The 14,167-nt window shown below is 61.0% G+C and carries 15 protein-coding genes; 8 read left to right on the top strand and 7 right to left on the bottom strand.

The genetic code is table 11. The features are described 5' to 3' along the window. Positions 1-218: 218 nt before the first annotated feature. Positions 219-1,742, bottom strand: coding sequence for a fumarate hydratase (locus BLW24_RS01835; RefSeq protein ID WP_090375959.1), 1,524 nt, complete (start codon positions 1,740-1,742; stop codon positions 219-221). A gap of 288 nt (positions 1,743-2,030) precedes the next feature. Here BLW24_RS01835 and BLW24_RS01830 point away from each other — a divergent pair, with 288 nt between their 5' ends. From BLW24_RS01830 to BLW24_RS01820, 3 genes are read left to right on the top strand one after another with little or no spacing between them, the layout of a single operon-like run. Next, the gene (locus BLW24_RS01830) at positions 2,031-3,146 is read left to right on the top strand and encodes a GGDEF domain-containing protein (protein ID WP_090375956.1); all 1,116 of its coding nucleotides are present in this window, start codon (positions 2,031-2,033) and stop codon (positions 3,144-3,146) included. Continuing rightward, positions 3,139-4,080: an iron-sulfur-binding ferredoxin reductase gene (locus BLW24_RS01825; protein ID WP_090387601.1), complete on the top strand. Its 942-nt coding sequence runs from the start codon at positions 3,139-3,141 to the stop codon at positions 4,078-4,080. The genes BLW24_RS01830 and BLW24_RS01825 overlap by 8 nt, the downstream gene beginning before the upstream one ends. Positions 4,081-4,126: 46 nt before the next feature. After that, entirely contained in the window at positions 4,127-4,900 is a 774-nt protein-coding gene (locus BLW24_RS01820; RefSeq protein ID WP_090375951.1) for an enoyl-CoA hydratase, read from the top strand. A 58-nt stretch (positions 4,901-4,958) separates the two neighbouring features. Here the strand turns inward: BLW24_RS01820 and pyk are convergent, their stop codons facing one another. Together pyk and BLW24_RS01810 are read right to left on the bottom strand one after the other, a co-directional pair. After that, entirely contained in the window at positions 4,959-6,410 is a 1,452-nt protein-coding gene (gene pyk, locus BLW24_RS01815; protein ID WP_090375948.1) for a pyruvate kinase, read from the bottom strand. 298 nt (positions 6,411-6,708) lie between these two features. Continuing rightward, positions 6,709-7,506 (bottom strand): tetratricopeptide repeat protein, encoded by a 798-nt coding sequence (locus BLW24_RS01810; RefSeq protein WP_090375946.1) that lies wholly within the window; start codon positions 7,504-7,506, stop codon positions 6,709-6,711. A 149-nt stretch (positions 7,507-7,655) separates the two neighbouring features. Between BLW24_RS01810 and BLW24_RS01805 the strand changes: the two genes are divergently transcribed. The 3 genes from BLW24_RS01805 (at position 7,656) to BLW24_RS01795 (ending at position 8,944) form a co-directional block, all read left to right on the top strand. Continuing rightward, positions 7,656-8,030: an outer membrane protein assembly factor BamD gene (locus tag BLW24_RS01805; protein ID WP_090375944.1), complete on the top strand. Its 375-nt coding sequence runs from the start codon at positions 7,656-7,658 to the stop codon at positions 8,028-8,030. 68 nt (positions 8,031-8,098) lie between these two features. Continuing rightward, entirely contained in the window at positions 8,099-8,521 is a 423-nt protein-coding gene (locus BLW24_RS01800) for a DUF4124 domain-containing protein (protein WP_090375941.1), read from the top strand. Positions 8,522-8,581: 60 nt separating this feature from the next. Then, entirely contained in the window at positions 8,582-8,944 is a 363-nt protein-coding gene (locus BLW24_RS01795; RefSeq protein ID WP_090375937.1) for a PilZ domain-containing protein, read from the top strand. Between the two features lie 134 nt (positions 8,945-9,078). Here BLW24_RS01795 and mqo read toward each other — a convergent pair whose 3' ends face one another. Together mqo and BLW24_RS01785 are read right to left on the bottom strand one after the other, a co-directional pair. Continuing rightward, the gene (mqo, locus tag BLW24_RS01790) at positions 9,079-10,581 is read right to left on the bottom strand and encodes a malate dehydrogenase (quinone) (protein ID WP_090375934.1); all 1,503 of its coding nucleotides are present in this window, start codon (positions 10,579-10,581) and stop codon (positions 9,079-9,081) included. 465 nt (positions 10,582-11,046) lie between these two features. Further along, complete coding sequence (locus tag BLW24_RS01785) at positions 11,047-11,280, bottom strand: hypothetical protein (RefSeq protein WP_090375931.1); 234 nt, start codon at positions 11,278-11,280, stop codon at positions 11,047-11,049. 173 nt (positions 11,281-11,453) lie between these two features. Here BLW24_RS01785 and BLW24_RS01780 point away from each other — a divergent pair, with 173 nt between their 5' ends. Further along, positions 11,454-12,038: a YajG family lipoprotein gene (locus BLW24_RS01780; protein WP_090375928.1), complete on the top strand. Its 585-nt coding sequence runs from the start codon at positions 11,454-11,456 to the stop codon at positions 12,036-12,038. A gap of 67 nt (positions 12,039-12,105) precedes the next feature. On the opposite strand, the gene BLW24_RS01775 is transcribed toward BLW24_RS01780, so the two are convergent. Then, positions 12,106-12,312 (bottom strand): hypothetical protein, encoded by a 207-nt coding sequence (locus BLW24_RS01775; protein WP_090375924.1) that lies wholly within the window; start codon positions 12,310-12,312, stop codon positions 12,106-12,108. Between the two features lie 272 nt (positions 12,313-12,584). On the opposite strand from BLW24_RS01775, the gene BLW24_RS01770 reads away from it, so the two are divergent. Next, positions 12,585-12,872, top strand: coding sequence for a hypothetical protein (locus BLW24_RS01770; RefSeq protein WP_090375921.1), 288 nt, complete (start codon positions 12,585-12,587; stop codon positions 12,870-12,872). A 64-nt stretch (positions 12,873-12,936) separates the two neighbouring features. Here BLW24_RS01770 and BLW24_RS01765 read toward each other — a convergent pair whose 3' ends face one another. Then, on the bottom strand, positions 12,937-14,103 hold the full coding sequence (locus tag BLW24_RS01765) for a 1-acyl-sn-glycerol-3-phosphate acyltransferase (protein WP_167360309.1): 1,167 nt from the start codon (positions 14,101-14,103) through the stop codon (positions 12,937-12,939). Positions 14,104-14,167 lie beyond the last annotated feature (64 nt).

Here is a 14,167-nt window from a genome sequence, read left to right as displayed (position 1 = left end):
ATGGCCATGCAATCCACCCGGCGGGCCGACAGCAGACAGACACTTAGCGAACGCGGGGAGTTCACTCGGCGGCGGGTTGCGGGATGGATGGTTGGTATTTATGCGCAGCTTACTGGGTGGTTCACAGCCTGGCTGGCTGCTTACTCTGAGGCTGGGTTCGTGGGCGCTGGAACAACAAACCCGGCACGTGGCCGGGTTTGTTGGGGGTGTCGCAGGGCTTACTTGATCTCGACGGCCAGGCTGTCGTGGATCTTTTTGTTCCAGATTGCTGGGCCGGTGATGTGCACCGACTCGCCCTTGGTGTCGACCGCCACGGTAACGGGCATGTCTTTCACGTCGAACTCGTAGATGGCTTCCATACCCAGTTCGGCGAAGGCCACCACGCGCGATTTCTTGATCGCCTGAGCCACCAGATAAGCAGCGCCGCCAACGGCCATCAGGTACACGGCCTTGTTGTCCTTGATCGCTTCGATGGCAATCGGGCCGCGCTCGGATTTACCGATCATGCCCAGCAAGCCAGTGCTTTCGAGGATCTGCCGGGTGAACTTGTCCATCCGTGTGGCTGTGGTCGGGCCAGCTGGGCCGACCACTTCTTCGCGCACCGGATCGACCGGGCCAACGTAATAGATAAAGCGGCCTTTGAGATCGACCGGCAGCTCTTCGCCCTTGTTCAGCATGTCGACCATGCGCTTATGCGCGGCGTCGCGGCCGGTGAGCATTTTGCCGTTGAGCAATACGGTTTCGCCCGGCTTCCAGCTCTGTACGTCTTCCGGCGTCAGGGTGTCGAGGTCAACGCGGCGGGCACTCGGGCCGGCTTCCCAGACGATTTCCGGGTAGGCGGACAGGTCCGGCGCTTCCAGTTCGGCCGGGCCGCTGCCGTCTAGCACGAAGTGGGCGTGACGGGTGGCGGCGCAGTTGGGGATCATGCACACCGGCAGACTGGCGGCGTGGGTCGGGTAATCCATGATCTTCACGTCGAGCACGGTGGTCAGGCCACCGAGGCCCTGGGCGCCGATGCCCAGCTGGTTGACCTTGTCGAATAGCTCCAGACGCATTTCTTCGATCTTGTTCTGCGGGCCACGGGCTTGCAGCTCATGGATGTCGATGTGCTCCATCAGCACTTCCTTGGCCATGACTGCGGCTTTCTCGGCGGTGCCGCCGATGCCGATGCCGAGCATGCCTGGCGGGCACCAGCCTGCGCCCATTTCCGGCACGGTCTTGAGTACCCAGTCGACGATGGAGTCGGACGGGTTGAGCATGGCCATCTTCGACTTGTTCTCGGAGCCGCCGCCTTTGGCTGCGACGTCCACTTCCACCTTGTCGCCGGGGACGATGGAGTAGTGGATCACCGCCGGGGTGTTGTCCTTGGTGTTCTTGCGCGCGCCAGCTGGGTCGGCAAGGATCGAAGCGCGCAGCACGTTCTCCGGCAGGTTGTAAGCGCGGCGTACGCCTTCGTTGATCATGTCGTCGACGCTCATGGTCGCGCCGGTCCATTGCACGTCCATGCCGACGCGGATAAATACGGTGACGATGCCGGTGTCCTGGCAGATCGGCCGGTGGCCGGTGGCGCACATGCGCGAGTTGATCAGGATCTGCGCCATGGAGTCGCGTGCGGCTGGCGACTCTTCCTTCAGGTAGGCCTCATGCATGGCCTGGATAAAGTCGACGGGGTGGTAGTAGGAGATGAACTGCAGGGCGTCGGCGACGCTCTGGATCAGGTCGTCTTGCTTGATCACGGTCATGCTTGGCGCTCCTTTTTCTAGGGGTAGGAGTAGGGCAGGAACTTCGAACAGCGCTGGGTCATGGCCCGGCGCAGGGCTATCAAGGTCAAAGGACAAGGCCAAAGCACAAGATAAAAAGGCGCGGCAGTATACCGCGCACGCCGTCAGGCGGACACCTGTGCCGCCCCAGACCATGGTCGCTGGTCGGCTGTTTGAGCCGACTAATGACGCGGCAGCGGCCTAGGCATTCGGTGATCACAGGGGTACAGTGGCGGCTAGATGCCAGCATGGGACGGAGCCCATAAACCCATGAGCCTAAGTAGCCAGCGGGTAACCCAGCGAACTCTGCAAAGCCTGCTGCTGAAGCGTTTCGGCATGGCAGTGGCCACCTATGCACTGACTGGGCTGTTGTGCTGGATCGGCGTATTTGCTGGGCTGTTTCATGCCTCTCTCCTAACCACTTTGACCATCACTGCCCTGGCCGCGCTTAGCCAGCTGGCGTTTCTCGGGCTGTTTCTGTCCCGCCTCAATCTGCGTTTGGCCGACCCCAGCCTGACTGAACCCCAGGTGCTGGTGGCGTTGGCCTGGCTGACCGTGCTGCTGTCGCTGTTCAGCGAAGGCCGCGGCAGCATGCTGGTGATCTATCTGCTGATTCTGCTGTTCGGCGTGTTTCAGTTGCCGCCGCGGGTCTTCGCCCGTTGCGCGCTGTTTGCCTTTTTCGGCTTTGCCGGCTTGAACCTGTATGAAGCCTATACCCTGCAGCTGAGCGAGCCGCGCGTGGCGTTGATGCAGGCGTGCGTACTGGCGGTGGTGCTGGTCTGGCTGTGCCTGTTTGCCAGTTACGCCCAGGCCATGCGCCAGCGGCGTTTTGCCCTGCAGGCGCATCAGGACACGCTGCGTGGCATGATGCGTCAGCTGGAAGACTTGGCCGCCACCGATGAATTGACCGGGCTGTGCAACCGTCGGCACTTTCTGCGTCTGGCCAGCCGCGAGTTGGAAGGGCTGCATCATGGGCGCCAGCATGGCCTGGCGTTGCTCGATCTGGATCATTTCAAGCGGATCAACGATATTCACGGCCACGCCGCAGGGGATCGGGTTCTGCAGACGTTCGCCGCCGTCGCCCGCGCCTGCTTGCGCGATGGTGATGTGGTAGCCCGCTACGGCGGTGAGGAATTTGTGTTGTTGTTGCCCAATACCGAAGCTGATCAGTTCACCGCCTGCTGCGAGCGTCTGCGTGAGGCCTTTAGCCGCGCCGAGCCGCTGGGCGTGAAGGTAGCCAGTCTGAGCGTGTCCATCGGCATGACCCTGCTGACCGTGCACGATGATCTCGACGAAGCCCTGCAACGTGCCGATCAGGCGCTGTACCAGGCCAAACGCGACGGGCGTAACCGTTGCGCGGCGACCTGGGAGGATGTGGATGCCTGAGTTACGGGCCGCTGATCGCTGCCTTGAGGTCGCCCCCGCCAGTAACCTGTTGGACAGCCTGCTGGCTGCCGGCATCGCCGTGACCTACAGCTGCCGCGCGGGCAGTTGCCATGCCTGCCTGGTGCGCTGTGTGGGCGGCGAGCTGTTTGATGCAAAGCCGGAAGCCCTGGACGCTGCGCGGCGTGAACAGGGTTGGTGCCTGGCTTGCCAGTGCCGGGTAGTCGAGGACGTGCAGATCGAAGTGTTCGACCCGCTGCGTGATGCGGCTCCAGCCGTTATTCACAGTTGCGACTGGCTCAGCAGCGATGTGTTGCGTCTGCGCCTGACCCCACAGCGGCCACTGCGCTACAGCGCCGGCCAGCACCTGCAACTCTGGACTGAGGACGGCATTGCCCGGCCCTATTCGCTGGCCAGTGTGCCGGGCGATGAACCTTGGTTGGAGTTCCATATCGACTGCCGTCATGGCGGCGCCTTTGCCAGCGCGGCGCGGGCGTTTCAGCCGGGCGATGGTCTGCGTCTGGGCGAGTTGCGTGGCGCGGCCTTGCACTATGACCCGGACTGGCAAGCCCGTCCGCTCTGGCTGATGGCCGCCGGAACCGGCCTGGCGCCGCTGTACGGGGTGCTGCGTGAGGCGCTACGCCAGGAGCATCAGGGTGCGATCCGGGTTATTCACCTGGCCCACGATGCATCAGCGCATTACCTGGCTGAGCCCTTGCAGGCGCTGGCGGCCAGCCATCCGCAGCTGCAGGTCGAGCTGCTTGTGGCGGCCGAGTTGCCGGCTGCTTTGGCCGAACTGCGCCTTGTTTCACGGCAAACCGTCGCCTTACTCTGCGGCCCCCCCGACAGCGTCGAAACCTTTGCGCGCCGCCTGTATCTGGCGGGTTTACCGCGTGGCCAGGTTTTTGCTGACGTTTTTTTGCCCCACGCGCGCTAGCCGTTCAGGTTTTCAGCGCGCAGGTGGCCTGCCGTGAGGATTGATGATGAGCGAGCACCTGCTGGTTGAGCGTGAGCAAGGCCTGCTGACCCTGCGCATGCACCGCCCCGACAAGAAGAATGCCCTGACCCGCGCCATGTACAGCGGCATGGCCGAAGTGCTGGTGCAGGCCGATCAGGATAAAAGCGTGCGCGCCGTGCTGATCACCGGCGGTGAGAGCTGCTTTACCAGCGGCAATGATGTCGCCGACTTTATCCAGGCACCGCCCACTGGCCTGGGCAGCGAAGTGTTCCAGTTTATGCTGGCGCTGTTCGAGTTCAGCAAGCCAGTGGTGGCCGCCGCCAGCGGCCCTGCAGTGGGCATCGGCACGACCATGCTGCTGCATTGCGATCTGGTGTATGTCAGCCGTGATGCCACGCTGAAGATGCCCTTCGTCAACCTTGGCCTGTGCCCCGAGTACGGATCCAGCCTGATTCTGCCGCGTTTGCTCGGCCACGCCCGTGCTGCCGAACTACTGTTGCTCGGGCAGAGCTTTACCGGTGAGCAGGCCGCAACCTGGGGCATCGCCAATCAGGCGCTGGATAGCGGTGAGGCAACCCTGGCCAAGGCCCGTGAAATGGCCCTGCGCTTTCAGCAACTGGCACCGGCAGCAGTGGCGGATAGCAAACGCCTGATGCGCGCACCGGACCGCGAGCAATTGCGCCGGGTAATCGAGGAGGAGGGGGCCTTGTTCGGCCAACGCCTGCGTTCGCCGGAAGCCATCGAGGCGTTGACAGCTTTTATGCAGCGGCGCACGCCGGACTTCAGCAAGTTCGTCTGATGCCCAGAGGCAAACAAAAAGGCCGCTCGATTGAGCGGCCTTTTGCGTGGCTTGCGGTTTATACCAAGGCTTCGCCGACATGCAGCAGCTTCATGGTGTTGGTGCCGCCGATGGTGTGGTAACTGTCGCCCTTGGTCAGGATCACCCAGTCACCGGCCTGCACCACGCCACGCTTGAGCAGCTCGTCCACTGCGGCCTGGCTGACTTGCGCCGGTTGCAGGGCGGCTGGGTCGAACGGCACGGTGTAGACGCCGCGGAACATGGCCGCACGGGCCTGGGTTTCGCGGTGCGGGGAGAAGGCGAAGATCGGCACCGAAGAACGGATGCGCGACATGATCAGCGGCGTGTAGCCACTTTCGGTCAGGGCGATGATCGCCTTGACGCCGGGGAAGTGGTTGGCCGTGTACATGGCTGCCAGGGCAATGCTTTCGTCGCAGCGCTCGAACTCGGTGCCCATGCGGTGGCTGGATTTCTTGCTGGTCGGGTGCTTTTCCGCGCCCAGGCAGATGCGTGCCATGGCCTGCACGGCTTCCAGCGGGTAGGCGCCGGCGGCGCTTTCTGCCGACAGCATCACCGCATCGGTGTAGTCGAGTACGGCGTTGGCCACGTCGGAGACTTCCGCGCGGGTTGGCATCGGATTCTGGATCATCGACTCCATCATCTGCGTGGCCGTGATCACCGCCTTGTTGTGGCGACGCGCGTGCAGAATGATTTTCTTCTGGATGCCGCACAGTTCGGCGTCGCCGATCTCCACGCCCAGGTCGCCACGAGCCACCATCACCGCATCACTGGCGCGGATCAGGCCGTCGAGGGTTTCGTCGTCAGCCACCGCTTCGGCGCGCTCGATCTTGGCCACCAGCCAGGCAGTGCCGCCGGCTTCGTCACGCAGCTTGCGCGCGTAGTGCATGTCATCGGCATCACGCGGGAAGGACACGGCCAGGTAATCCAACTGCATCTCGGCAGCCAGTTTGATGTCGGCTTTATCTTTCTCAGTCAGGGCTGGCGCAGTCAGGCCGCCGCCACGGCGGTTGATACCCTTATGGTCGGACAACGGGCCGCCGATGATCACTTCGCAGTGCAGGGCGTCTGCGGTTGCGGTTTCTACTCGCATCACCACACGGCCGTCGTCGAGCAACAACTCGTCACCAACGCCGCAATCCTTGACCAGATCCGGGTAGTCGATGCCGACGATGTCCTGGGTGCCGGCAGTCAGCGGATGGCTGGTGGAGAAGGTAAAGCGATCGCCAAGTTTGAGCTCGATGCGCTTGTTGGCGAATTTGGCGATGCGGATTTTCGGGCCTTGCAGGTCACCGAGCAGGGCAACGTGGCGACCGTGCTTGGCAGCCAGCTCACGCACCAGCTTGGCGCGTGCTTTGTGCTCATCGGGCGAGCCGTGGGAGAAATTCAGGCGGGCGACATCCAGGCCAGCGATGATCAGTTGCTCCAGAATTTCCGGCGCGTTGCTGGCTGGGCCGAGGGTGGCGACGATTTTGGTGCGGCGAAAGGTCATGCACAGACTCCTGAGTGGCAGCTGAGCACGAGGCTACTATGCCGCAACCCTGTAGTCATTGTTCCTCTGCACTACCAGAACCTCTATACGATCTGCTGCGCGTCGGCCCTGCGGCGTTAAAAACAGGCTCGGCAAGCCACTAGGGGCTAACGCGCTTTAGCGCGACCCGCAGGGCGAGCGAAGCGAGTAATGCTCATGTACAACAGTACACTCCGCCTCCTCGCCGTTTTGACCAGCCGAAGGCTGTTACTACGTAGCGCCTTGCAGGTCTCTAGCTCGCTAGATCGTAAACAGGTTCTTAGCGATTAAGTGCCTGATCCAGATGGCGGGCGGTCTTGGTATTCAGGTTGCTATTGGGAAACTGCACCAGTAGACGACGCAGGTAGGTGATGGCCTTGTCGCGGCTGGCCCGTGGGTTATCCGGGGCCAGGTACATCAGGCCGAGCTGGTACAGGGCCTTTTCCTTGATGTCGGCGGGGATGCCTGGATCGCTCAAGGCGAGCAGGTACAGTTCTTCAGCTTCATTGACACGGTTTTTCAGCACGGCGCGGCGCGACAGCAGGGTCATGTCCGTATCGAGGCTGGGCTTGTACAGGTCAAATTGCTGGTTGGGTTTCCAGTGCGCCAGTAGTTCGCGTGAGGTCTTGTGCACGGGCTCGTCTGCGCGTTCGCGGATCATCACAATCCGCGCCTCGGCTCGTTCGGCAGCGCGGCTGGCGGGGAACTGGTTGAGCACCTGATAGAAATAGTTGAGCGCCTTGTTGTCATCGCGCTGCTCGTTGAAACGGTTCATATAGAGCAGGCCGATCTGATAAAGCGAGATGGCGCGCACCTCATCGCTGAGCTTCTCGTCACGGTAACCGGTGAGGTACAGCTGCTCGGCCTGTTCACTCTTGGCATCGCGGATGGCCTGGGCGCTGTAGGTCAGCAGGTCGCCTTCATCCTCGATGGCGGCGAGCATCCTGTTGTTCTTCAGGGTTTTGTATTCGACCACTTCGTTGGTGGTGATCTGCGCAATAAACAGTGGTGTGGTGGGCGAGCAGGCGCTCAAGAGGGAGGTACACAATAGCACTAGCAGGCGAGAGGAAGACGACATGACAACTCCTGGGCGCAATGGCCGTTGCGCGCCAGTCTAGTCAGGCGTGTAGGCCGCGGCCAAGTGGCTGGCGGCATTACCCATCAGAGGATATGTTGCTGCAGAATTTCCCCGGGCAGTCGATACACTGCTCATCGGAGGAGAGGCTTATGCGCATACTGTTTATTGTTCTGCTGGTGGTGGGTTTAGCGGGGTGCAACCGTTACTCGTTTGATCACCACCTCAATAGTGCCTACCAGGCCTACGACCGCGGTGAGTGCGAGGCGGCCATCCTGTCGCTGTCCAAGGCCGAGCGTAACAGCCGCTCGCGGCGCTATATGCAGCCGGAAATCTCCCTGCTGCGCGGCCAGTGTCTGGAGCGTCAGGCGCTGTTTGTCGATGCCATGCAGACCTACCAGTTTATCGTCACCCACTACCCGGCCAGTGAGTACGCCTATCGGGCCCGCGCGCGTATGGACACCCTGCGTCAGTTGGGGCATGACGGCGTCGATGTGGCCGTCAAAGTCAATCCGGTCAAGCCCTGACCGCTGGTCGTCACAGGCCATAAAAGGCTACTCTCGGCAGTAAGCTGAGACTTTACGGGAGGGAATCCATGCGCGTCTTGTTGTGCCTGTTGTTATTGCCGGGGTTGGCGGCTGCGGAAATCTATCGTTGGACCGATGCCAATGGCCAGGTGCATTTCGGTCAGCGGCCTTCGGCGGCAGGGGCTCAGCAGATTGAGGTCAAGCCGCAGGTGGTCGAACGTGACCAACTGACTCGTGAGCGTGAAGAGCGTGCCAGTCGTTTCTATGACGCGCGTCGCGAGGAGCAGGCGCAGGCGTCTGCGTTGGCTGCGGAAAACCAGGCCAAGCGCGCCGAGGAGTGTCGCGAGATGCGCAAGAAACTGGCCTCGATTCCCGAAGGGCGCAGCTATTACCGCACCGAAGCGGATGGTCAACGCAGTTATTACAGTGATGAACATGTCGATACCGCTCGTCAGCAGCTGCAGAGCCGGGTGTCTGAACGCTGTTCCTGAAACTGGTTTAAGCGCAGTAGTGAGGCCATACTCAATGGCCGTCTATAGCGATTTGCCACTATGCCAAAGCATATCCAGCGGAGTATCGAACGCCATCAGTTGCCCTACTACCTGAAGGTGTTCAATCGCATCACCGACAAGCCCATGGGCTATATCGGTAACGTCTCCGTGGACGGCCTGATGCTGATCAGCCAGCTGCCCCTGCTAGTGGGCGCGCGTTTTGATATGCGCCTGAAGATCCCCGGGCACGATGCGCCGCACTACATCGATTTCTCTGCTACCTGCCAATGGTCCCGCGAGGATGTCACCCCAGGCTGCTATGACTCAGGTTTTGCCCTGGTAGCCCCGCCGGGCGACTATGTCGAGATGGTCGATGCCCTGCGCCATTACTTCAGCTTCCGGTCAATGGCTGCCTCGGCCTGAACACGCGGTGGACTGATTGCTGAGGACATAAAAAACCGCCCCGAGAGGCGGTTTTTTATTGCCTGCTATCCCTGGCGGCCGTCGCTGGCGCGACGTTAAAAATTGCTCCCTGCAATTTTTTATTTTCAGGCGGTTTAGGCGCTGACGGTTTGTTCCAGCTGCAGCAACGCGTCGGAGCGCGACTGCACTTCGCGGTAGCGCTCGGCATCGCTGGCGAGCACTGCACCCATGGCTGGGAAGATCTCGTTCAGCTTGCTGCTCCACTGCTCTGATTTTACCTGCGCGCCGAAGCAGCGCTGGATCAGGTCGAGCATGATCGAGACCGTCACCGAAGCACCTGGCGATGCACCGAGCAGGGCGGCGATGGAGCCGTCCTGGGCAGCCACCAGTTCGGTACCGAACTGCAGGATGCCGCCATTCTTCGCGTCCTTCTTGATGATCTGCACACGTTGGCCAGCCATCTCCAGGCGCCAGTCTTCGGCTTTGGCCTCTGGGTAGAAACCGCGCAGCGTTTCCAGGCGTTGCTCTTCGGACTGCAGCACTTCCTTGACCAGGTAGCGGGTCAGGTCGAAGTTGTCGCGCGCCACTGCCAGCATCGGGCCGATGTTGTTCGGGCGTACCGAAAGTGGCAGGTCGAGGAAAGAGCCGTGACGCAGGAACTTGGTCGAGAAGCCGGCGTAAGGGCCGAACAGCAGCGAGGTCTTGCCATCCACAACGCGGGTGTCCAAGTGCGGTACCGACATCGGCGGCGAGCCGACTGCGGCCTGGCTGTAGACCTTGGCCTGGTGCTGTTTGACCACTTCCGGGTTGTCGCAACGCAGCCACTGGCCGCTGACCGGGAAGCCGCCAAAGCCTTTGCCTTCCGGAATGCCGGACATCTGCAGCAGCGGCAGGGCAGCGCCGCCGGCGCCGAGGAAGACGAACTTGGCCTGAATTTCACGGCTGCGGCCGTTCTGCTGGTCCTTGACGCTGACGCGCCAGCCATCGGTATTGCGCTTGAGGCCGACAACCTTCTGGCTGCAGGTCACTTTGGCGTCTGCCTGCTGGCCGAGGTGGTCGAGCAGGTGCTTGGTCAGGGTGCCGAAGTTGACGTCGGTACCGGCCATGACGCGGGTGGCGGCAATCGGCTCGTTCGGGTCGCGCCCCGGCAGCATCAGCGGCATCCATTCGGCCATGGTGGCGCGGTCTTCGGTGTATTCCATCTCGGCGAAGGCGTGGTGCGCGGTCAGCGCTTCGAAGCGCTTCTTCAGGTAGTCGATACCTTTCTGGCCGCGAACGAAGCTCAGGTGTGGAACCGGGTTGATAAACGACTTGGGCGAACCGAAGCGGCCTTTCTCGACCAGGTAGGCCCAGAACTGCTTGGATTCTTCGAACTGGGTGTTGATGGTCACCGATTTCTTGATGTCGATCGAACCGTCCGCCGACTCCGGCGTGTAGTTCAGCTCGCACAGGCCCGCGTGGCCGGTGCCCGCGTTGTTCCAAGGGTTGGAGCTTTCGATCGCTCCGGAGGCCATCATTTCAAGCACTTCCAGCTTGATCGCCGGGTCGAGCTCTTTCAGCAGCACGGCCAGGGTCGCACTCATGATGCCGGCACCAACCAGCACCACATCCATTGTTTCGTAATCGTTTTGCGCCATTACCACTTCTCCGCAAACCAGCACTCAATAGACGTTAGTCAGCTTATGTATGCACACAGCCAATCAGCAGTCGGCGAGACGCTCAGGGTTGAAGGAAGCAGGCTTCTGGGGGCAGATGCCAACCGCGAGATCGTTCATTTTCGCCACACTCTTGTGAAGTTTTCCAAACCGTTTTTTCACGCTCTTTTGGAGTCGTGAACCTCAAAATACGTCTGCCTGGGCCGACTTTTCCACGATATGAAGCAACCACTGCAGCGACTGCAGCGACTGCATGGCATTTCACAGTGGGAAAAAGCGGCTGCCGGAAGGCAGCGCGAAGTGGGCGACTCTCTGGGGCGCGGCCGATGAATGGTGCATCAGCGTGACGGCAGGGCCCGAACAGGAGGCGTCCTTATAATCGGGGCGCGATTATAAGGGCAAAGCAGGAAAATTGATCGCCTGGCGTGACTTTTCTTCTTCCGCTGGTCAGGCTGCCAGCGTTTGTTGCAAGCGCAGGCATGGCGTGACCTGCATGGTTCTGACGCCGGCTGGCAGCGGTCGATTGAGCCAGCTCAGGCAGCTGTGTCGCACCTCAATCCAGCCGGAGCCTTGTGGCACCTGGGCTGACTGGCGCAGGGCGCGGCAAGTGCCTTGCGCATCGACCAGGGCAAATGAGCGCATCGGGCGGCGTGGGGCGAGCAGGTTGCGCAGTGAGAACATGGCGGATCACTCACAAACATAGAAGACTAAAGTCTTATGCCTGATGCGCATGACAAGGGCGTTACGGGAACGCTGTGAGCGTGATAAGCGTCCTAGCAAGCAGCGCTGTCAGGCATTTCCCGCGCTGGTTATACTGCGCGCCACTTCACCCCCTTATTTATGGAGAGTTGAGCATGCTGCATCGTCTGCTGTTTGGTCTGGTGGCTGTTGCCAGCCTTACTCTGGTGGGTTGCGCCCACAGCCCGCAACAACTCAGCCCACAACCCAAACTCAATAGCCCGCTGACTGCTGTTGGTCAGGGCCAGCCGGTGGTGGTGCGGGTGGCCGATGGTCGTCCTTCGCCTGTGCTGGGTACCCGTGGTGGTCTTTACCCGGAAACCAGCGCCATCAGCGTGACCGGCCAGGACATCCTGCCCAAGCTGCAAGCTCAGGCTGAAGCGGCTGTACGTCTGCTCGGCTTTACCCCAAGCGCCAATGCCTACAACGCGCCACAGCTGACCCTGACCCTGGCCGAACTGAAGTACCAGTCGCCGAAAGAAGGCCTGTACGTGACCGAAGCGGACATGACCGCCACCTTCCGCGTGGATGTGCAAAACAGCAGCCGTCGCTACAGCGGTCGTTATGGCGCGTCGCTGAACCAGCGCTTCGGTATGGCGCCGAATCAGGCGACCAATACCAAGCTGATCAGCGATGTGTTGAGCGATGCCCTGACTCGTGCCTTCAAGGACCCGACCATCGGCCAGATGCTCGCGCAGTAAAGCTTGCAGCGGTAATGAAAAAGCCCGGATTATTCCGGGCTTTTTTACACCTGCGTTTTGCGGCCTTTCAGGCAGCCTCGCTGTAGAACTCGGGCAAGCTCATGCCGGTGCGTGCGTCTATGTCGGGCAGGGCGTAATGCTCATGGCCGCCCATGGCGCAGTAGACCAGCCAGTGGTCGTCCTGCACATTGAAAGACAGTCCGTCGATGACGGCTTCCACGTCATCCAGCGAATCGATCAGGTAGTCACGGTCTTGCGGTTGCGCGTGCAGCATGGTGCGTTCCTCCATGGATGTTTAAAACCTGTCACCGTCCTCGAAGCCTTTTGGCTAAGGCGTTGGGACGAGTGTTAGACCATAGCTCAGGAAGATGACAGTGTTTAGACCGCTTGGTCATAGCGACTGCGATTCGTCGGAATCGAACCGCGAGTACGGCAACCTTCGGTAGACTCCGCGGCCGTATTTGGACTGCCCGATGCTGCATCGGGTGTGTTGCTAACTAGGCGTGCCGTTGAGCGCATGCCTTATAGACGTAGTCGAGGTTGAGCATGTCGTTGCAAGCGCTCTGGTTGCTGATCGAAGGTCAGCCTGGGCAGTGGCTGAATGGGCTGGCGCTGTTTTTCGCCCTGGCGGGTGCCTGGCTGCTACTGGCTACCCGTCTGCGCGAGCAGCGTGCGCAGGCCCGCTTGCTGGCGGGCAATCAGTTGAATGAACTGGCGGATGAGGCCTATGCCTTTGATGAGCCGACACTGCGCCTGAATCAGTTTTTTTATCGCTTTGGTTATGTCTGTCTGGGGTCGTCATTGCTGCTGTCCTGGCTTAGCACACAGCTGTAACTTGGTTTCTCAGGCAATAAAAAACGGCAGCCATTGGCTGCCGTTTTTTCTGGCTGCGATTTGCCTACAGCGGCAGACCAGCCTTGATCCGGTACTGATTACGTACCGGATTGGCGTATTGCAGGATCAGGTAGGGCTGCTGCTCGCTCGGGCAGTTGGCTAGCCGCCGCTGCCACTCGTTCTTGGCTGCGCTGAGCTCTGCTGCTGGGAATAGCTCAGCAGCGTTAGGCACGGCCAGTTCTGGGTCGCGATCTGCCCACATGGCATAGGCCAGGTAATGCACGGGAAACAGCCGATAACCGCTGAGAATCTGCCGATCCATTTCCGCCGCCAGCAGCTTGCTGTCTTCCAGGCCCTGGCTGACTGGCGCACCGAAGTGCACATGCACGCGGCCTTTGTAGCCTGTAATGCCGAGGGCAATACTCTGGTCATCCTCGCCCGCCGCCTTGGTGTAGTTGCCAGTGCTGGCGCGGATAAACAGCTCGCGGGCCTTGGCCTGGTCGCAGGGGTCGTACTCGTAGCTGATCGATACCGGCGTCAGGCGCAGGGCATTGATCACTTCGGCGAACGGCTCATCCTTACGACTCATATGGAACATCTTGAGGATCGCCGAATCGGTGCGGTCATCACCATCCTTGGCGCGGCCTTCGGCCTGGGCGATCCAGATCGACTCGCCGTCGTTGCGGATCGAGTGATTGATATAGGCCGAGAGCAATTGGTAAGCCGCCAGCTTCTCGCGCCGTCCGCTGATCGAGCGGTGCACGATAAAGCTCTTGTTCAGGCGCATCAGGTCGCTGACGAAGGGCTTCTGCAGCAGGTTGTCGCCGATGGCGATACGCGGTGTAGGCAGGCCCGCGTGGTACACCGCGTAATTGACGAACGCCGGATCCATGACTATATCGCGGTGGTTGGCGAGGAACAGATAAGCCTTGCCGGCCTGCAGGTGCTCGATGCCGGAATAGCTCACGCCATCGGTGGCCTGCTCAATGGTGCGGTCGACATAACTCTCGATGCGCGCCTGCAATTGCGCCACCGAGTTCACGTCACGAAACTCAAGACGTAGGCGATAGGCTATAAGTGGTTTAAGCAGCCAGCCTAAAGGTGCCGCAAGGCGCGGGAAGCGAAACTGGGTGAGGATGCCAAGGAACGCATCGTCGGCCAGCAGGCGCGCCAGCACGGCAGGGACTTCGGCGTCGGCGTAAGGTCGGATGGCATCGAATTCGCCCATCATGCTCTCTTGTTGTGGTTGGCTGTGGAGATGCTTATTGCACCGGTCGTCACGCGTAGTAATGGCT

Origin of the sequence: Pseudomonas anguilliseptica, from assembly GCF_900105355.1 — a bacterium.
Lineage (GTDB): Bacteria > Pseudomonadota > Gammaproteobacteria > Pseudomonadales > Pseudomonadaceae > Aquipseudomonas > Aquipseudomonas anguilliseptica.
Note: the sequence above shows the minus strand (reverse complement) of the source record. Positions and strands in the feature narration are given on the sequence as shown.